The organism is Paracoccus sp. BR5-17 (assembly GCF_055693925.1).
In genome coordinates this window covers 1,478,835-1,497,665 of record NZ_JBVFUV010000003.1, presented here as the reverse complement: position 1 = coordinate 1,497,665, position 18,831 = coordinate 1,478,835, and the positions used below count along the sequence as shown (strand labels likewise).

The 18,831-nt window shown below is 68.0% G+C and carries 19 protein-coding genes and 2 pseudogenes; 11 read left to right on the top strand and 10 right to left on the bottom strand.

From position 1 onward, the window contains the following. The 10 genes and pseudogenes from ACZ1HC_RS08910 to ACZ1HC_RS08865 form a co-directional block, all read right to left on the bottom strand. Nucleotides 1–318 (bottom strand): hypothetical protein, encoded by a 318-nt coding sequence (locus ACZ1HC_RS08910; protein WP_472699665.1) that lies wholly within the window; start codon nt 316–318, stop codon nt 1–3. Nucleotides 319–322: 4 nt separating this feature from the next. After that, complete coding sequence (locus ACZ1HC_RS08905) at nt 323–685, bottom strand: hypothetical protein (protein WP_472699664.1); 363 nt, start codon at nt 683–685, stop codon at nt 323–325. Continuing rightward, complete coding sequence (sdhA, locus tag ACZ1HC_RS08900) at nt 685–2,487, bottom strand: succinate dehydrogenase flavoprotein subunit (protein ID WP_472699663.1); 1,803 nt, start codon at nt 2,485–2,487, stop codon at nt 685–687. Before sdhA ends, ACZ1HC_RS08905 begins: the two co-directional genes overlap by 1 nt. 7 nt (nt 2,488–2,494) lie before the next feature. After that, nucleotides 2,495–2,881, bottom strand: a complete 387-nt coding sequence (locus ACZ1HC_RS08895; protein WP_472699662.1) for a succinate dehydrogenase, hydrophobic membrane anchor protein — start codon at nt 2,879–2,881, stop codon at nt 2,495–2,497. Between the two features lie 11 nt (nt 2,882–2,892). Further along, a pseudogene (gene sdhC / locus ACZ1HC_RS08890) lies at nt 2,893–3,284 on the bottom strand (succinate dehydrogenase, cytochrome b556 subunit). A gap of 227 nt (nt 3,285–3,511) precedes the next feature. Beyond that, on the bottom strand, nt 3,512–4,546 hold the full coding sequence (locus ACZ1HC_RS08885; protein ID WP_472699661.1) for a MaoC family dehydratase: 1,035 nt from the start codon (nt 4,544–4,546) through the stop codon (nt 3,512–3,514). Further along, nucleotides 4,543–4,749, bottom strand: a complete 207-nt coding sequence (locus tag ACZ1HC_RS08880) for a DUF1737 domain-containing protein (protein WP_472699660.1) — start codon at nt 4,747–4,749, stop codon at nt 4,543–4,545. Before ACZ1HC_RS08880 ends, ACZ1HC_RS08885 begins: the two co-directional genes overlap by 4 nt. Nucleotide 4,750: 1 nt before the next feature. Continuing rightward, a complete protein-coding gene (locus ACZ1HC_RS08875; RefSeq protein ID WP_472699659.1) occupies nt 4,751–5,299 on the bottom strand; it encodes an NnrU family protein in 549 nt (182 codons plus the stop codon). Between the two features lie 42 nt (nt 5,300–5,341). Then, nucleotides 5,342–6,184: an HpcH/HpaI aldolase/citrate lyase family protein gene (locus ACZ1HC_RS08870; RefSeq protein WP_472699658.1), complete on the bottom strand. Its 843-nt coding sequence runs from the start codon at nt 6,182–6,184 to the stop codon at nt 5,342–5,344. An 81-nt stretch (nt 6,185–6,265) separates the two neighbouring features. Beyond that, nucleotides 6,266–7,012 (bottom strand): sulfite exporter TauE/SafE family protein, encoded by a 747-nt coding sequence (locus ACZ1HC_RS08865; protein WP_472699657.1) that lies wholly within the window; start codon nt 7,010–7,012, stop codon nt 6,266–6,268. 156 nt (nt 7,013–7,168) lie between these two features. Between ACZ1HC_RS08865 and mdh the strand changes: the two genes are divergently transcribed. The 11 genes and pseudogenes from mdh to lpdA all read left to right on the top strand — a co-directional run bounded on the left by mdh (nt 7,169) and on the right by lpdA (nt 18,794). Next, nucleotides 7,169–8,131 (top strand): malate dehydrogenase, encoded by a 963-nt coding sequence (mdh, locus tag ACZ1HC_RS08860; RefSeq protein ID WP_472699656.1) that lies wholly within the window; start codon nt 7,169–7,171, stop codon nt 8,129–8,131. Nucleotides 8,132–8,504: 373 nt separating this feature from the next. Continuing rightward, nucleotides 8,505–9,698, top strand: a complete 1,194-nt coding sequence (gene sucC, locus ACZ1HC_RS08855) for an ADP-forming succinate--CoA ligase subunit beta (RefSeq protein WP_472699655.1) — start codon at nt 8,505–8,507, stop codon at nt 9,696–9,698. A gap of 81 nt (nt 9,699–9,779) precedes the next feature. Further along, nucleotides 9,780–10,663, top strand: a pseudogene (gene sucD, locus ACZ1HC_RS08850) (succinate--CoA ligase subunit alpha). A 73-nt stretch (nt 10,664–10,736) separates the two neighbouring features. Continuing rightward, entirely contained in the window at nt 10,737–11,084 is a 348-nt protein-coding gene (locus ACZ1HC_RS08845; RefSeq protein ID WP_472699654.1) for a hypothetical protein, read from the top strand. A 61-nt stretch (nt 11,085–11,145) separates the two neighbouring features. Next, nucleotides 11,146–11,544, top strand: a complete 399-nt coding sequence (locus tag ACZ1HC_RS08840; RefSeq protein ID WP_472699653.1) for a hypothetical protein — start codon at nt 11,146–11,148, stop codon at nt 11,542–11,544. 7 nt (nt 11,545–11,551) lie between these two features. Continuing rightward, nucleotides 11,552–12,010, top strand: a complete 459-nt coding sequence (locus tag ACZ1HC_RS08835; RefSeq protein ID WP_472699652.1) for a hypothetical protein — start codon at nt 11,552–11,554, stop codon at nt 12,008–12,010. A gap of 52 nt (nt 12,011–12,062) precedes the next feature. Then, a complete protein-coding gene (locus ACZ1HC_RS08830) occupies nt 12,063–15,029 on the top strand; it encodes a 2-oxoglutarate dehydrogenase E1 component (protein ID WP_472699651.1) in 2,967 nt (988 codons plus the stop codon). A gap of 4 nt (nt 15,030–15,033) precedes the next feature. Then, nucleotides 15,034–16,653 carry a 2-oxoglutarate dehydrogenase complex dihydrolipoyllysine-residue succinyltransferase gene (gene odhB / locus ACZ1HC_RS08825; RefSeq protein WP_472699650.1) on the top strand — a complete coding sequence of 540 codons (1,620 nt, stop codon included), beginning with the start codon at nt 15,034–15,036 and terminating at the stop codon, nt 16,651–16,653. Between the two features lie 54 nt (nt 16,654–16,707). Then, nucleotides 16,708–16,962 (top strand): hypothetical protein, encoded by a 255-nt coding sequence (locus ACZ1HC_RS08820; protein WP_472699649.1) that lies wholly within the window; start codon nt 16,708–16,710, stop codon nt 16,960–16,962. 2 nt (nt 16,963–16,964) lie between these two features. Continuing rightward, the gene (locus ACZ1HC_RS08815) at nt 16,965–17,354 is read left to right on the top strand and encodes an MAPEG family protein (protein ID WP_472700816.1); all 390 of its coding nucleotides are present in this window, start codon (nt 16,965–16,967) and stop codon (nt 17,352–17,354) included. A 45-nt stretch (nt 17,355–17,399) separates the two neighbouring features. After that, nucleotides 17,400–18,794, top strand: a complete 1,395-nt coding sequence (gene lpdA / locus ACZ1HC_RS08810) for a dihydrolipoyl dehydrogenase (RefSeq protein WP_472699648.1) — start codon at nt 17,400–17,402, stop codon at nt 18,792–18,794. The last annotated feature ends 37 nt before the right edge of the window (nt 18,795–18,831 follow it).

Here is an 18,831-nt window from a genome sequence, read left to right as displayed (position 1 = left end):
CTAGCCCGTCCATCCCGGCTGCTGGGTCAGCGGCGCCCGGGGCGGCTGGCCCGAACGGCGGCGCACGCAGCGGTCATAGACCAGCGAGGGGTCGCGGCCCATCAGGTAGTCGCCCGACAGATCCACCGACAGGCTGCCGAAGCCGCTGGTGTCGCCGTCGAAATCGGTGCCGATGCCCACCGCCACGTTGGTCTGCGGGCGAACCGCCAGTTCGGCGTCGCGCAGGCAGGTCAGTTCGGCCTGCTCGACCGGGACCGGGCCGCAGGCGGCCAGCATCCCGACCAGGGCCAGGGCCCCATGTCCCGCCCGCGCGCGCATCCCCTCAGGCCGTGCCGGCAGCCGCGGCGATGCACTGCGTGGTGGCCGGACGCGAGACGATCGCGGCCACGCTGTCGGCCGTCGGCAGCCCGGCGTTCGAGGCCTGGGCGATGTCGATCAGCTCCGCCGTGGTGGCGTTGTTGACGACGCAATCGGTATAGGGCGTGACATCGACGCCCTGCAGGCGCTGCGCCATCTGGACGTTGATGGCGGCCCGGGCCGCCTGCCGCGAGCCCGCGTCAAGCACGGTCGGCGTGGTCACGATCGGGGGCGGCACGGTGACAGTGGTCGCGGGCGGGATGGGGGCGACGCAGCCCGCCAGCGTGGCGGCCGCCAGGCCCAGGGCGGCAAGATCTTGGAAGCGCATCAGTAAACCCTTTTCTTGGGAGCAATCTTCTTGAGGTCGATCCCGCCATCCTCTTCCTTGGTCAAGGGGTCCAGGTGGACGGGGCGGTAATCCAGTCTAACCGCGTTTCCATCCACCCATGCAAGCGAGTGCTTGCGCCAGTTGGCGTCGTCCCGCTCGGGCCAGTCCTCGTGGGCATGGGCGCCCCGGCTTTCCTTGCGCGCCTCGGCCGCGACGATGGTGGCCAGCGCGTTCGGCATCAGGTTGGTCAGCTCCAGCGTCTCCATCAGGTCGGTGTTCCAGATCAGCCCGCGGTCGGTGACCTTGATGTCGTCCATCCTGCCCGCGATCGCCGTCATCTTCTCGACGCCCTCGGCCAGCGTCTTGTCGGTGCGGAACACCGCCGCGTCGGCCTGCATGGTGCGCTGCATCTCCAGCCGCAGTTCGGCCGTGGGCACCGCGCCCGTGGCGTGGCGCAGAGCGTCGAAGCGCGCGATCGCCCGGTCCACCTCGGCCTGGTTGGTGGGCGGGATGTGGCCGGCGCGGTCGATCACCTGGCCGGCGCGGATCGCCGCAGCCCGGCCGAACACCACAAGGTCGATCAGCGAGTTCGACCCCAGCCGGTTCGCCCCGTGGACCGAGGCGCAGCCTGCCTCGCCCACGGCCATCAGGCCGGGGAAGACGGCGTCCGGGTCGTCGGCGGTGGGGGCCAGGACCTCTCCCCAGTAGTTCGTGGGGATGCCGCCCATGTTGTAGTGGACCGTGGGCAGGATCGGGATCGGCTCCTTGGTGACATCGACGCCGGCGAAGATCTTGGCCGATTCACTGATGCCGGGCAGCCGTTCGGCCAGCGCCTCGGGCGGCAGGTGCATCAGGTTCAGGTGCATGTGGTCCTTGTCGGGACCCACCCCGCGACCCTCGCGGATCTCGATGGTGATGCAGCGGGACACCACGTCGCGCGAGGCCAGGTCCTTGTAGGTCGGCGCATAGCGCTCCATGAACCGCTCGCCCTCGCTGTTGGTCAGGTAGCCGCCCTCGCCCCGCGCGCCTTCGGTGATGAGACAGCCCGACCCATAGATCCCCGTCGGATGGAACTGCACGAACTCCATGTCCTGAAGCGGCAGACCCGCGCGGGCCACCATCCCGCCGCCGTCGCCGGTGCAGGTATGGGCGCTTGTGGCGCTGAAATAGGCGCGGCCATAGCCGCCGGTCGCCAGCACCACCATCTTGGCGTTGAAGACGTGCAGCGATCCGTCGTCCAGCTTCCAGCAGACTACGCCGGTGCAGACGCCGCCGGTCACGATCAGGTCGATGGCGAAGTATTCGACGAAGAATTCGGCGTTGTTCTTCAGCGACTGGCCATAGAGCGTGTGCAGGATCGCGTGGCCGGTGCGGTCGGCGGCCGCGCAGGTGCGCTGCACCGGGGGGCCTTCGCCGAATTCGGTGGTGTGGCCGCCGAAGGGACGCTGGTAGATCTTGCCCTCCTCGGTGCGGGAAAAGGGCACGCCGTAATGCTCCAGTTCATAGACGGCTTTGGGCGCCTCGCGCGCGAGGTATTCCATCGCGTCGGTGTCGCCCAGCCAGTCCGACCCCTTGACGGTGTCGTACATGTGCCACTGCCAGTTGTCCGGCCCCATGTTCGACAGCGACGCGGCGATGCCGCCCTGTGCGGCGACGGTGTGGGACCGGGTCGGGAAAACCTTCGTCACGCAGGCCGTGCGCAGCCCCTGTTCGGCCATGCCCAGCGTGGCGCGCAGGCCGGCGCCGCCCGCGCCCACCACGACCACGTCGTAATCATGCGTATGGATATCGTAAGCAGCCATGATGTCCTCAGATCGCGATGGTGACCAGCGTCATCTTGGCCAGGGCAAAGACCGCCGCCGCGATGACCGCCCAGGAAAAGACCACCGAGACGATGATCGCCACCTTGCGCGCGGTGTGTTGGAAGTAATCGTCGATCATGAGGCGGGTGCCCTTGATGAAGTGCGCCATGCCCACGACGATGAACAGCGCGGTGATCAGCGCCGGATAGGGGCGGCCGAAATAGGCCACCAGTTCGGGATGCGGCAGGCCGATGGCGTTGCCGATCACCAGCATGAAGGCCGGCACCAGCAGCACAAGCGCGCAGGAACTGACCGTCAGGAACCAGTGGTCGGCCGTGCCGCTGTGGGCGGAGCCCAGGCCCTGGGCTGCCTTTCGGGGGGTGATGTAGCGCATGGGTCCCTACCTCAGGCGAAGAAGAACAGAAGAAGCGAGATCAGCGTCAGCACCACCGACCCGATGATGATGGCCCAGCTTGCCTGCTCGGCCTCGTCCATCCGCAGCAGCTTGCCGGAATCGTAGAACAGGTGGCGGATGCCGGCCAGCGCGTGGAACCACAGCGCCCAGGCCGATCCGGTCAGCACGATGAAGCCGATCCAGGACCGCACCACCCAGTCGGCGGCGGCGAAGGCGCGCGGGCCGCTGACGGCGGCCACCAGCCACCACACCAGCAGCACGATGCCCGCGACAAGCGCGTGCCCGGTGATGCGCGTCATGATCGAGGTCACGGCCGCCATGGGCAGGCGATAGACCTGAAGATGGGGGAAAGCGGCCGGTTGCCCCGGTTCACGTCGGCCATGATGCGGCGCTCCTTTGTCGGTTCGCGGTCCCACCAGAGGCTTGCGGCTGGCCTGGAGGGCTGGCGATTGATGCGTTCCTGTCGGTATCCCCGTGATCTGTCACCGGACGATGCCGGACTTCAAGCGGATTTCAAGATCTGCGCGGGCTTTGTGATCACGACCGGCAGGGCCGTGATCACAAGGGCCGGGCGCGGCGGCGCGGATGCCACCGCCCGGCGGCGGTGGTTCAGGTGGGCATCAGCGCCCAGTAGTCCAGATCCAGCAGCACCTCGGGCAGGTAGCGGCCCTCGCCGTCCTTCAGCGCGAAGCCGCCGCTGTCGCCCTTGGTCGCGACCAGCCGCAGGCGGATGGCACCCACGCCCGGCGCGGCGGTGCCTGCCTTGTCCAGAACCTCGGACCAGGCACGGATCGTGTCGCCGGCAAAGCAGGGGTTGGCATGGGCGCCGGCGTTCAGCGCCACGATCATCTGGGCATTGGCCAGGCCGTTGAAGGACAGCGCGCGCGCCATGCTGATGACATGGCCGCCATAGATCAGCCGCCGCCCGTCGTCGCGGTTCGTGGCGTCGAAATGCACCTTGGCGGTGTTCTGCCACAGCCGGGTGGCCAGCATGTGTTCGGCTTCCTCGATGGTAACGCCGTCCACGTGGTCGATCCGCTCGCCCACGGTGTAGTCGCCCCAGCGATGCGGCTCGCCCGCCAGGTCGAAGTCGTAGCCCGAGAAGTCCAGCCCCCCGGGGATCGCCAGATCGCCGGGCGCGACCGCCGGCGGCAGGTCGGGCACCACGGTGTCGGGCGCGGGCGCATCCGCGTCCCGCTTGCGCACCATCACCCAGCGGACATAGTCCAGCACCGGCTCGTCCATCTGGTTCAGGCCGCGCGTCCTGACCCAGACCACGCCCGACTTGCCGTTCGAGTTCTGCTTCAAGCCGATCACCTGCGATTCCGACCGCAGCGTGTCGCCCGGCCAGACCGGCGCCAGCCAGCGGCCCTGCGCATAGCCCAGGTTCGCCACCGCGTTCAGGCTGACATCGGGCACCGTCTTGCCGAAGACGATGTGGAAGGCCAGCAGGTCGTCCATCGGGCTGCCCTCCAGCCCGCACGTCGCCGCGAACTCGTCGCTGGAATAGAGCGCATGGCGCGCGGGATAGAGCGCGTGGTAAAGCGCGCGTTCCCCCTCGGCCACGGTGCGGGGGACGGCATGGCGGATCACCTGGCCCAACTGGTAATCCTCGAAGAAGCGGCCCGGATTGGTCTTGGTCATTGCTGCCCCAGCTTCATGTCGGGATGATAGTCGGCCTGAACCTGCTTGGTGACGGCCTGGCCCATCCGCATCACGCCCTTGACGGGATCAAAGGCCATCGTCGGGCCGCCATGCAGGGACCAGCCCAGGGACAGCGCCTCGCTGACGCGGTGGCAGAAGCGCGAGCTGTCGTCTTCGGTGATGCAGCGGTAAAGGGTCGTCACGTCAGCCTCCGAACGGCCAGGGTCCGATCCAGCCGTGGATCAGGCCCACGACCAGCATGACGACGACCGCGCCCGCGGCCGCCATGATCTCCTTGCGCGCCGGGAACGGCCCGCTGCGCCGCTTCCAGGCGCCGGCGCGGTTCAGCAACACGATCTCCAGCAGCGCCCAGGCCAGCAGCCCGCCGAACAGGATCAGCGAGGGCAGGTCGCCGTTCACCAGCAGATGCGCGGCCGCCCAGAGCGAGAATCCCGTCAGTTGCGGATGGCGGATCCAGGCGGTGACGCGGGTGCCCATCCCGTCGGCGGCATACAGATAGAAGGCCACCAGCATCAGCAGGTTGTTGATCCCGGTCGTGGCGGGCGACCGGCCCCACCAGACCGGCCCGTCGGCCTGGCCATAGCCCCGGGCCATCAGGAAGACCGACAGCACCAGCAGGACGGCGATGACCGCCTTGCCCTTGTCGCCCAGCGCGGCGCGGCGTTCGGGGGCCACGCGCTTGAACAGATGCGCCGCCCACCACAGGGCCACGCCCGAAATCAGCAGAACCATCTGGCTTTCCCCTTGCTGGATGTCATGCGCCGCACCCTGCCCCTATCCGGCCATCGCCGCAATCGCCTTGGCCCGGTCCAGCGTCTTGCGCGCGGTTTCGACGTGCAGGTTCTCGACGATCTTGCCGTCCACGACGGCGACGCCCTTGCCTTCGGCCGATGCCGCCTGGAACGCCTCGATCTGGCGGCGGGCCAGGTCGATCTCGGCCTCGGTGGGGGCGAAGGCATCGTTGGCGATGGCAAGCTGGGCGGGGTGGATCAGCGTCTTGCCGTCAAAGCCCATGTCGCGGCCCTGCGCGCATTCGGCGCGCAGCCCCTCGTCGTCCTTGAAGGCGTTGAACACGCCGTCCACGATCACCTTGCCATGCGCCTTGGCCGCCAGCAGGCAGAGGCCCAGCCCCGTCTGCATCGGCAGCCGGTCGGGGCGGAAGCGGCTGTTCAGCTCCTTGGCAAGGTCGTTGGTGCCCATCACCATGCCTTCAAGCCGGGGATGGGCGGCGATGGCGGCGGCGTTCAGCATCCCCAGCGGCGTTTCCATCATCGCCCACAGGGGAAGCCCGGGAACCAGGGCGGCCACGCGGTCCAGGTCGGCGGGGCCGTCCACCTTGGGAATCAGCACCGCGTCCGCGGGCAGGCCGGCGCAGAAGCGCGCGTCCTCCTGCCCCCATTCCGTCGCCAGGCCGTTGATCCGCACGATCCGCGCGCGCGGGCCGTAATCATCCGCCAGCGCCGCCGCCAGGGCCGCGCGAGCGGCAGGCTTTTCGGCGGGGGCCACGGCATCCTCGAGGTCGAAGATGATGGCATCGGCGGGCAGCGTCCGCGCCTTTTCCATCGCCCGGGCGTTGGCGGCGGGAATGTACAGAACCGAACGATAGGGGCGCGCCATCAGATCCTCCTCGCAACAATCTTGCGCGACGCTGCCTTGCGCTGCCGGTTTTGGCAAGGGCCTTCGTGCTGCGCTGCGGCATCAGGCCACGGCCTGCCAGATCAGCCGCAGCGACACCGCCAGCAGGCCCCAGGTGATGAGCTTGTAGAACAGCGCCTCGGGGATGACCTTGACCAGCCGCAGCCCCGCCCAGACCGCCAGCAGCGCCGCCGGCATCAGCACCACGGCGGCCTTCAGCGTGGCGGGCGACAGCTGCCCCAGCGCGGCATAGGGGATCAGCTTGATCCAGTTGCACACCGCGAAGAACCAGGTCGTCGTTCCCGCATAGATCAGCGCGGGCAGGCGCAGCGGCTGGACATAGATCTGCCAGGGCGGCGCGCCGGCATGGCTGATGAAGCTGGTATAGCCCGACAGCAGCCCCCAGAACGTCCCCCGCCCCGCCGACGGGCGCCGTGGCTGGTCCGCCAGCCGCGGCCGGATTAGCGCGTTCAGGGCGAAGATCAGCCCCACCGCGCCCACGATGAAGGTGACGCCATCGACGGGCACCACATGCGCGCCTGCCCAGCCGATGCCGATGCCGGCGATGGCGCCGGGCAGCGCGGTGGCCAGCACCCGCAGGTCGAACTCGCGGCGGAAGGCGATCAGGCCGCCGATGTCGGACACGACATAGATGGGCAGCATCAGCCCCGCCGCCTGCACCGGCGACATGACCAGCGACAGCACCGGGACCGAGATCATCCCCACCATCGCCAGCCCGCCCTTGGCCAGCCCGACCGAGATCGCCGCGATGAAGGCCAGCACCCAGCCCCAGGCCGTCAGATCCAGCATCCCCGCCCCCTTGCCCTGGCGCAGCCATGCGTCCCGGCGTGCGGAATGGCAAGTGTCAGCGCCAACAGCGCCGCCCGGCATCGGCGCGGGCTTGCGGTTTCATGCGCGACCCCGTAACCACCGCGCAACAATCATCCCATTGATCGGAGGTTATCCATGGCCCGACCCAAAATCGCACTGATCGGTGCGGGGCAGATCGGCGGCACGCTGGCGCATCTGGCCGCGATGAAGGAACTGGGCGACGTCGTGCTGTTCGACATCGCCGAGGGCACGCCGCAGGGCAAGGCTCTGGACATCGCGGAATCGGGTCCGTCCGAAGGCTTCGACGCGGTCCTGAAGGGCACGAACGACTATGCCGACATCGCCGGCGCCGATGTCTGCATCGTCACCGCGGGCGTGCCGCGCAAGCCGGGGATGAGCCGCGACGACCTGCTGGGCATCAACCTCAAGGTCATGAAGTCGGTGGGCGAGGGCATCGCCCGCCACGCGCCGGACGCCTTCGTGATCTGCATCACCAACCCGCTGGACGCGATGGTCTGGGCGCTGCGCGAGTTCAGCGGCCTGCCGCATGAAAAGGTCTGCGGCATGGCCGGCGTGCTGGATTCCGCGCGCTTCCGCCACTTCCTGTCGCTGGAGTTCGGCGTGTCCATGAAGGACGTCACCGCCTTCGTGCTGGGCGGCCACGGCGACACGATGGTGCCGCTGACCCGTTATTCCACCGTGGCGGGCATCCCGCTGCCGGATCTGGTCAAGATGGGCTGGACCACGCAAGAGAAGCTGGATGCCATCGTGCAGCGCACCCGCGACGGCGGCGCGGAAATCGTCGGCCTGCTGAAGACCGGCAGCGCCTTCTATGCGCCCGCGACCTCGGCGATCGAGATGGCGGAAGCCTACCTGAAGGACCAGAAGCGCGTCCTGCCCTGCGCGGCCTATGTGGACGGCGCCTATGGCCTGAACGGCATGTATGTGGGCGTGCCGACCGTAATCGGCGCGGGCGGCGTGGAAAAGGTCATCGACATCGCGCTGGACGGCGACGAACAGGCGATGTTCACCAAGTCGGTCGATGCGGTGAAGGGCCTGGTCGAGGCCTGCAAGGGCATCGACGGCTCGCTGGCCTGATCGGCCGGCAGGAACAGGGCGCGTCCCCCGCCGGGGCGCGCCTTTTGCATGTGACGATGTTCACCCTTCGGGTATCCGGCCAATCCGCATCACCCAGTCCCCACCCGGAACTGTGACGCGACCGTGACGCCGCCGGGCGGCGCAGCGACAGGCGTCGCGTGGCGCATCACTTGGTGGTCGCCCACCACCGGGGCAGTCGGAATCGTTAAGCGAATCCTGCTTTTCCGGTGTTTGTGATCACGGCTTTTCTGGCCGTGATCACAATCGGCGGCTTCTTGCGCCTTTCCGGGTTTTTCCGCCAAAACCGTTTCCCGGCCCGCCGCGCCTGTGGCAATACCCCCGCAAATCTGTCGAACCGATGAAGGGGGTCAGGATGAACATCCACGAATACCAGGCCAAGGCGCTGCTGCGTCAATACGGCGCGCCGGTCAGCGACGGCCGGATCGTGACCAAGGCCGACGAGGCCAAGACCGCCGCCAGCGAGATGGACGGCCCCCTCTGGGTCGTGAAGGCGCAGATCCACGCGGGCGGCCGCGGCAAGGGCAGCTTCAAGGAGGCCGAGGCGGGTGAAAAGGGCGGCGTCCGCCTGGCCCGGTCGGTCGAGGAGGCCGAGGAACTGACCCGGCAGATGCTGGGCCGCACGCTGGTCACGCACCAGACCGGACCCGCCGGAAAGCAGGTCAACCGCATCTACATCGAAGACGGTTCGGACATCGCGCGCGAGCTGTATCTGGCGCTGCTGGTGGACCGCGGCACCTCGCGCGTCAGCTTCGTGGCGTCCACCGAGGGCGGCATGGACATCGAGGAAGTGGCCGCCCACACCCCGGAAAAGATCGTCAGCTTCAGCGTCGATCCGGCCTCGGGCCTGTCGGACTTCCACGGCCGCCGCGTGGCCTTCGCCCTGGGCCTGACCGGCAACCAGGTCAAGCAGTGCGTGGCGCTGGTCAGGAACCTCTATCGCCTGTTCATCGAGCGCGACATGGAGATGCTGGAGATCAACCCGCTGATCGTCACCACCGAGGGCAACCTCAACTGCCTGGACGCGAAGATGGGCTTCGACAACAACGCCCTCTACCGCCAGCCCGACATCATGGCGCTGCGCGACGAGACCGAGGAAGACCCCAAGGAGCTGGCGGCCAGCAAGTTCGACCTGAACTACATCGCGCTGGACGGGGAGATCGGCTGCATGGTGAACGGCGCCGGCCTGGCGATGGCCACGATGGACATCATCAAGCTTTACGGCGCGGAACCGGCGAACTTCCTGGACGTGGGCGGCGGCGCCACCAAGGAAAAGGTGACGGAAGCCTTCAAGATCATCACCTCCGACCCGAACGTGAAGGGCATCCTGGTCAACATCTTCGGCGGCATCATGCGCTGCGACATCATCGCGGAAGGCATCATCGCCGCCGTGAAGGAGGTCGGCCTGCAAGTCCCGCTGGTCGTGCGGCTGGAAGGCACGAACGTCGATCTGGGCAAGGACATCATCGCCAAGTCCGGCCTGAACGTGATCGCGGCGGACGATCTGTCGGACGCGGCCGAGAAGATCGTGAAAGCCGTTAAAGGTTGAACCGCAGGGTGCGTGATTTCACGCACCTTCCCCTGAATAATGGTGCGTGGGATCCCGCACCCTACGTCAAGGAAAGCCGTAATGGCCGTTCTCGTCAACAAAGATACCAAAGTCATCTGCCAGGGGATCACCGGGTCCCAGGGCACCTTCCACACCGAACAGGCGATCGCCTATGGCACGCAGATGGTCGGCGGCGTGACGCCCGGCAAGGGCGGCTCGGAACATCTGGGCCTGCCGGTGTTCAACAGCGTGCATGAAGCCGTGGCCAGGACCGGCGCCAACGCGACCGCGATCTATGTGCCGCCCCCTTCGCGGCGGATTCGATCCTGGAAGCCATCGACGCGCAGATCCCGCTGATCGTCTGCATCACCGAAGGCATCCCGGTGCTGGACATGATGCGCGTCAAGCGCGCCCTGCAGGGGTCGAACTCGCGCCTGATCGGGCCGAACTGCCCCGGGATCATGACGCCGGACGAATGCAAGATCGGCATCATGCCGGGGTCGATCTTCCGGCGCGGCAGCGTCGGCGTCGTGTCGCGTTCGGGCACCCTGACCTACGAGGCGGTGAAGCAGACATCGGACGTGGGCCTGGGCCAGTCCTCGGCGGTGGGCATCGGCGGCGATCCCATCAAGGGGATGGAGCATATCGACGTGCTGGCGATGTTCCTGGACGACCCGGAAACCCAATCGATCATCATGATCGGCGAGATCGGCGGCTCGGCCGAGGAGGAAGCGGCCGAGTTCCTGGCCGACCAGAAGAAGAAGGGCAAGTGGAAGCCCACCGCGGGCTTCATTGCCGGGCGCACCGCGCCTCCGGGCCGGCGGATGGGCCATGCCGGGGCCATCGTCTCGGGCGGCAAGGGCGACGCGGAATCGAAGATCGAGGCGATGAAGCGCGCGGGCATCGTCGTGGCCGACAGCCCTGCCGGCCTGGGCGAGGCGGTCCTGAAGGCCATCAAGGGCTGAAACTGAACCCCGCCCGCCGCGCGGGCGTTCCCCGGACGAGCTGCTTCGCTCGGATATCAACAGGAGAATCAGGATGAAGATGCTTTCTGCCGCCCTCATCGCCTCGACTGTCGCTCTGGGGGCCTGCGCGCCCGAACCGATCACGCGGGTCGAGACGACCGTGACCACCACCCCGGTCGATACCGAGGCACTGGCGGTGGCGACCGGCCTGCCCGCCGATGCCGTCCTGGGCGTGACCCGGAGCGACAATCAGTATGTCGTGTTCTATCGTGAAGAAGGCGTGACCGCCGAGCAGTTGGCCGACGCGCCGCGCACGATCTGCGCCAACACGGCCTCGACGGTGTTCACCGCGACGCCGGTGGATACCACCGCTCCGCAGTTCGGCAGCGGCGTGCAGCGCATGACCGTCACCTGTTCGTGACGATTTGCAAAGCCGTGCCCCCGACATAAGTATGGGGGCACTGGCAACACAGGGGGATGATGTGGACGACCAGCCGCCAAGCGGGACAGCGATCGCGCCGCAACGGGCCAGTACCCGGACGGTCCGCCGCATTGCGCCCGTGTCGCTGGCCGCGCTTGTGGCGATGACGGCCTGCGGCCGCGCGCCGACCGACGACGTCCTGCCGGGCGGCATTCCCGCCATGACCAACCTGCACCAGGCCAGCACCCTGCCGCCCGAGGCGGTGCGCACGGTGGCGCGGCGCGACTTCGGCTGGCGGCTGATCTATCACCCTGCCCGCGCGCCCCTGGGCGCCGCACAGGGCACGGCCCGCGCCCTGTGCGGGCTGGAACGCCGCGCGGTGGCGCGGATCGAACGCATCCCGCGGCTGGATCCCTATGCCGATCCCGGTGCGGCCATCATCGACGTTTATTGTGCCTGAGGCGGTCATGACACCCACAGCAGCAACGGCCCGTTTTTCCGACCTTTCCCGGCTGGGGGTGCTGATGGCGGTCTGCGCCCTGGCCGGCTGCATGGCGCCTGTCCAGGCGCCAGCCCCGGCGCCCGCGGCCCCCGCCGCGCCGGCGGCCCCGCGCGTCGTCGTGCCGGCCGTGCCGGCCGCCCCGCCCGTCGCGGCACCCGCCGCCCCCGCGCTGCCGGCCGGCCCCGTGGACAGCCGCACCGGCCTGCACCAGGCCTCGGTCATCGCGGTGACGGGCGACGCCGACAGCCGCTATACCGTCCTGTTCCGCCCGGCCCAGACCGACCCCGGCAAGATCGCCGCCGCGCCTGCCCAGCTTTGCCGCCAGGCGGGCCGCGACCTTGCGGACAGCCGCACCAACACGCCCGGCGCCGGCAGCGCGATGCCCGGCGTCCAGATGATGATCGTCACCTGCAGCGCCTCCTGACGCCGCATCTTTCCGCCCTGTATCCTCCATTGCGTCAAGGACGCGAGACCCGATGACCGACCAACCCAAGAACGCCGACTTCCACGATTCGTCCTTCCTGCAAGGACACAACGCCGCCTATATCGAACAGCTTTACGGCCAGTGGGCGCAAAGCCCGCAGACCGTGGATGCGGCCTGGGACGCCTTCTTCCGCGGCCTGGGCGACAGCGGAGAGGATGCCGCGCGCGAGGCGGGGGGACCCAGCTGGAAGCGCCCCGACTGGCCGCCGATGCCCACCGACGAAACCACCGCGGCACTGACCGGCGAATGGCCGATGGCCAGCAGGGCCGAGGCCAATGCCGCGATGAAGAAGATCGCCGCCAAGGCCGAGGAGAAGGGCCTGACCCTGACCGAGGACCAGATGCGGCAGGCGGTGCTGGATTCGATCCGCGCGCTGATGCTGATCCGCGCCTATCGGATCCGCGGCCACCTGCACGCCGACCTGGACCCCTTGGGACTGCGCGACGTGCCCGACCACGGCGAGCTGAACCCCGAGACCTACGGCTTCGGGCCTGGCGACATGGACCGGCCGATCTTCATCGACAACGTGCTGGGTCTGGAGATCGCCTCGATCCGCCAGATCACCGACCTGATGAAGCGCACCTATTGCGGTACCTTCGCGATCCAGTTCATGCACATCTCGAACCCCGAGGAGGCCGGCTGGCTGAAGGAGCGGATCGAGGGCTATGGCAAGGAAATCCAGTTCACCCAGGAAGGCCGCCGCGCGATCCTGAACAAGCTGGTCGAGGCAGAGGGCTTCGAGAAGTTCCTGCACGTCAAGTACATGGGCACCAAGCGCTTCGGCCTGGACGGGGGCGAGGCGCTGATCCCGGCGATGGAGCAGATCATCAAGCGCGGCGGCGCCCTGGGCGTGAAGGAGATCGTCATCGGGATGCCGCATCGCGGCCGCCTGTCGGTGCTGGCCAATGTCATGTCGAAGCCCTTCCGGGCGATCTTCCACGAATTCCAGGGCGGCAGCTTCAAGCCCGACGACGTTGACGGTTCGGGCGACGTGAAATACCACCTCGGCGCGTCCAGCGACCGCGAATTTGACGGCAATTCGGTCCATCTGTCGCTGACGGCGAACCCCTCGCATCTCGAGGCGGTGAACCCGGTCGTTCTGGGCAAGGCGCGGGCCAAGGGCGACCAGCTGGCCGACACCCATGACCGCACCGCGGTCCTGCCGATCCTGCTGCACGGCGACGCGGCCTTCGCGGGCCAGGGCGTCGTGGCCGAATGCCTGCAGCTGTCGGGCATCAAGGGCCACCGGACCGGCGGCTGCATCCATATCGTCGTGAACAACCAGATCGGCTTCACGACCGCCCCGCATTTCAGCCGCACCTCGCCCTATCCGACCGACATCGCCCTGATGGTCGAGGCGCCGATCTTCCACGTTAACGGCGACGACCCCGAGGCGGTCGTCCACGCCGCCAAGGTCGCCACCGAGTTCCGCCAGAAGTTCCACAAGGACGTGGTCATCGACATCTTCTGCTATCGCCGCTTCGGTCACAACGAAGGCGACGAGCCGATGTTCACCAACCCGGCGATGTACAACAAGATCAAGGGCCACAAGACCACCCTGCAGCTGTACACCGAACGCCTGGTGGCCGACGGCCTGATCCCCGAGGGCGAGATCGAGGACATGAAGGCCGCCTTCCAGAACCACCTCAACGAGGAGTTCGAGGTGGGCAAGGCCTTCAAGCCGAACAAGGCCGACTGGCTGGACGGCAAGTGGTCGGGCCTCGACCGCGAGGGCGCGGAATACGTCTCGGGCGAGACCGGCATCGACCCCTCGGCCATGGCGCAGATCGGCCGCGCGCTGACCACCGTTCCCGAAGGCCTGACCCTGCACAAGACCGTGGGGCGCCTGCTGGACGCCAAGCGCCAGATGTTCGAGACCGGCGAAGGCTTCGACTGGGCCACCGGCGAGGCGCTGGCCTTCGGGTCGCTGCTGCTGGAAGGCAAGAAGGTGCGCCTGGCCGGCCAGGACAGCACGCGCGGCACCTTCAGCCAGCGTCATTCGGCCATCATCGACCAGAAGACCGAAGAACGCTATTATCCGCTGAACCACATCGCGGACGGCCAGGCGCCCTACGAGGTCATCGACTCGATGCTGTCGGAATACGCGGTGCTGGGCTTCGAATACGGCTATTCGCTGGCCGAACCCAACGCCCTGGTGATGTGGGAGGCGCAGTTCGGCGACTTCGCCAACGGCGCGCAGATCATGTTCGACCAGTTCATCTCCTCGGGCGAGAAGAAGTGGCTGCGCATGTCCGGCCTGGTGATGCTGCTGCCGCACGGCTTCGAGGGTCAGGGCCCCGAACACAGTTCGGCCCGCCTGGAACGTTTCCTGCAGATGTCGGCCGAGGACAACTGGATCGTCGCCAACTGCACCACGCCGGCCAACTATTTCCACATCCTGCGCCGCCAGATGCACCGCCGGTTCCGCAAGCCGCTGGTGCTGATGACGCCGAAATCGCTGCTGCGCCATCCCAAGGCCACCAGCAAGGCGGCGGATTTCCAGACCGGATCGACCTTCCACCGCGTGCTGTGGGACGACGCCCAGCAGGGCAGTTCCGACATCACCCTGGTCCCCGATCACCGCATCCGCCGCGTGGTGATCTGTTCGGGCAAGGTCTATTACGACCTGCTGAAGGCGCGGGACGAGGCCGGGATCGACGACATCTATCTGCTGCGGCTTGAACAGTTCTATCCCTTCCCCGCGCAGTCGATGGTCAGGGAACTGAGCCGCTTCAAGGACGCCGAGATCGTCTGGTGCCAGGAAGAACCCAAGAACCAGGGCGGCTGGACCTTCGTCGAGCCCTATCTGGAATGGTCGCTGGACCGGTTGGGCGCGCGCCACAACCGCGCCCGCTATGTCGGCCGCAACGCGGCGGCATCGGTGGCCACGGGCTTGGCCTCGCGCCACAAGGCCGAGCAGGAGGCCCTCGTCGCCGAGGCGCTGTCGCTGGAAGGATGAGCCGATGACCATCGAAGTCCGCGTGCCCGCCCTGGGCGAATCCGTCACCGAGGCGACCGTCGCCACCTGGTTCAAGAAGCCGGGTGACGCGGTCGCGGTGGACGAGATGCTGTGCGAGCTGGAAACCGACAAGGTGACGGTCGAGGTGCCCAGCCCGGCCGCAGGAACCCTGGCCGAAATCGTCGCGGCCGAAGGCGAAACCGTCGGCCCCGACGCGCTGCTGGCCCAGATCGGCGAGGCCGGCGGCGAGACCCCGAAAGAAGAACAACCCAAGGCCGAAACGGCCCGGAAGACCCCGGAAGGACAACAGATGAGCGGCAAATCCGTGGACGTGATGGTGCCCGCGCTTGGCGAAAGCGTGACCGAGGCGACCGTGGCCACCTGGTTCAAGAAGCCGGGCGACAGCGTGGCGGTGGACGAGATGCTGTGCGAGCTGGAAACCGACAAGGTGTCGGTCGAGGTGCCCAGTCCGGCGGCCGGCATCCTGGCCGACATCCTGGCCGAGGAAGGCACGACCGTGGACGCCAAGGCGCGGCTGGCGATCATCACCGAAGGGGCGTCGGGCAACGCCGGTGCCGCCAGACCGGCGGGCGGGGCCTCGGACAACAAGGGCGCCTACGGCAATGCCGGGCCTGCCGGGCAGCCCCCGGTCGGACCGGCCTCGGGCGGCGAGGACGGCGTGACGGCGGGCGAGGTCGGCTCCCCCGGCGCCGGACCCGAACAGATGCAGCCCCGCACCGATGTCGAGGATGCCCCCTCGGCCAGGAAGGCGATGGCCGAGAAGGGCCTCAGCCGCGACCAGGTGACGGGTTCGGGCCGCGACGGCCGGGTGATGAAGGAGGACGTGGCCCGCGCGCAGCCGGCGGCCAGGCCCGCAGCCCCCGCCCCTGCCGCCCCCGCCGCCCCGCGGCCCGCGCAGGACGCCGCCCGCGAGGAGCGGGTCAAGATGACCCGGCTGCGCCAGACCATCGCGCGCCGCCTGAAGGACGCGCAGAACACCGCCGCGATGCTGACCACCTACAACGAGGCCGACATGTCCGGCATCATGGGTCTGCGCAACGAATACAAGGACGCCTTCGAGAAGAAGCACAAGGTCAAGCTGGGCTTCATGTCCTTCTTCGTGAAGGCCTGCTGCCACGCCCTGAAGGAAGTCCCCGAGGTCAATGCCGAGATCGACGGCACCGACGTGGTCTACAAGAACTACGTCAACATGGGCGTCGCGGTGGGCACGCCCTCGGGGCTGGTGGTGCCGGTGGTGCGCGACGCCGACCAGAAGGGCTTTGCGGCGATCGAAAAGGAGATCGCCGACCTGGGCGCCAAGGGCCGCGACGGCAAGCTGACCATGCAGGAGATGCAGGGCGGCACCTTCACCATCTCGAACGGCGGGGTCTATGGCTCGCTGATGTCCTCGCCCATCCTGAACCCGCCGCAGTCGGGGATCCTGGGGATGCACAAGATCCAGGACCGCCCGGTGGTGGTCGGCGGGCAGATCGTCATCCGGCCGATGATGTATCTGGCGCTGTCCTATGACCACCGCATCGTTGACGGCAAGGGCGCCGTGACCTTCCTGGTCCGCGTCAAGGAAGCGCTGGAGGATCCCCGCCGCCTGCTGATGGATCTGTAAGATTGCCGCACCGCTGCCCCCGCGGCGGTGCCTTTTCTGCATCAAGGACAGGCTATGCAACTGATCGCCCGCTATACCCTTTCCGATCCGGCCCTGTTTCGCCGCGCCTTTAACGCCGACGCCGAGGATCGCGGCCGGAACGGGCTGTCGCTGCTGCAACTGTGGCGCGAGGACGACCGCCACGCCTGGGCGCTGTTTCAGGTCAACGACGCCAAGGCGGCGCGGGCGTATCTGTCCGGGGGCGCGGCCGTCTTCAACGCGCAGGCGGGCGTGAGCGACTGCGATTTCCATTTCCTGGAGACGGCATGACGATGACCACCGAACTGACGGTCCTGGCGCTGGCGGCCCTTCTGCAGGCGGTCCAGTTCGTGGCCTTTTCCGTTGCCGCCAATCGCCAGGTCGGGCCCAAGGTGGCCGTGGGTCCGCGCGACCACGCCCCGGCGCTGACCGGCACCGCCGGGCGCCTGCAGCGGGCGCTGAACAACCATTTCGAGGGGCTGATCCTGTTCACCATCGCCGTCCTGGTGGTGACGCTTGGCGGGCAGGCCAGCGGCGTGACGGCGGCCTGCGCCTGGATTTATCTTGTCGCGCGGATCCTCTATGTGCCGGCCTATGTGTTCGGCTGGGTGCCCTGGCGTTCGGTGATCTGGATGGTGGGATTTGCCGCGACGATGGTGATGATACTGGCCGCGCTGTTCTAGGCACCGCCCTGGACCCGGCCTCGAGGGACGATGAAGGAGAAACTGATGTCCACCTATGACCTGATCGTGATCGGGGCGGGACCGGGCGGCTATGTCTGCGCGATCCGGGCGGCGCAACTGGGCCTGAAGGTCGCCTGCGTCGAGGGACGCGAAGCCCTGGGCGGCACCTGCCTGAATGTCGGCTGCATCCCGTCCAAGGCGCTGCTGCACGCCAGCCACATGGCCCACGAGGCGCACGAGAATTTCGCCCGGATGGGGCTGAACGTGGGCCATGTCGATGTGGATTGGCAGAAGATGCAGGGCTACAAGGCGGAAACCGTCGCCGGAAACACCAAGGGCATCGAGTTCCTGTTCAAGAAGAACAAGATCGACTGGCTGAAGGGCTGGGCGGTGATCGAGGCGCCGGGCAAGGTCCGGGTCGGCGACACCACGCACGAGACGAAGAACATCGTGATCGCCACCGGGTCGGTCGCCTCGGCGCTGAAGGGCGTGACGGTGGACAACGAGGCCGGCGTGGTGGTGGATTCGACCGGTGCGCTGGCGCTGCCGAAGATCCCGGCCTCGATGGTGGTGATCGGCGCGGGGGTGATCGGGCTGGAGCTGGGCTCGGTCTATGCGCGGCTTGGCACGGAGGTGACGGTCATCGAATACCTGGACGCCATCACCCCGGGCATGGACGCCGAGGTGCAGAAGCAGTTCCAGAAGATCCTGACCAAGCAGGGGCTGAAGTTCGTGCTGGGCGCCGCGGTGTCGGGCGTCGAGGCGGCCGAGGGCCAGGCCAGGGTCAGCTATACGCTGCGCAAGGACGACAGCGAGCAGGCGATCGAGGCCGAGGTGGTGCTGGTCGCCACCGGCCGCCGCCCCCATGTCGATGGCCTGGGCCTTGACGCCCTCGGCGTGCAGATGACCGACCGCGGCTATGTCAGGGTGGACGGCCACTGGGCCACCTCGGTGCCCGGCATCTACGCCATCGGCGACGCGGTGCCCGGCCCGATGCTGGCGCACAAGGCCGAGGACGAGGGCATGGCGGTCGCCGAGGTGATCGCCGGCCGGCACGGCCACGTCAACTATGACGTGATCCCCGGCGTCATCTACACCATGCCCGAGGTCGCCAGCGTCGGCCTGACCGAGGAGGCCGCCAAGGAAGGCGGCCGCAAGATCAGGGTCGGCAAGTTCCCCTTCATGGGCAATGCCCGCGCCAAGGCGGTGATGCAGGCGGACGGCTTCGTCAAGCTGATCGCGGATGCCGAGACCGACCGGATCCTGGGCTGCCACATCATCGGCCCCAATGCCGGCGAGATGATCCACGAGGTCTGCGTGGCGATGGAGTTCGGCGCCGCCGCGCAGGATCTGGCGCTGACCTGCCACGCCCATCCCACCACCTCGGAAGCGGTGCGGGAAGCCGCGCTGGCCTGCGGCGACGGTGCGATCCATGTCTGAACCGGCCAGGGGGGCGCTGCCCCCTCGACGCTGGCGC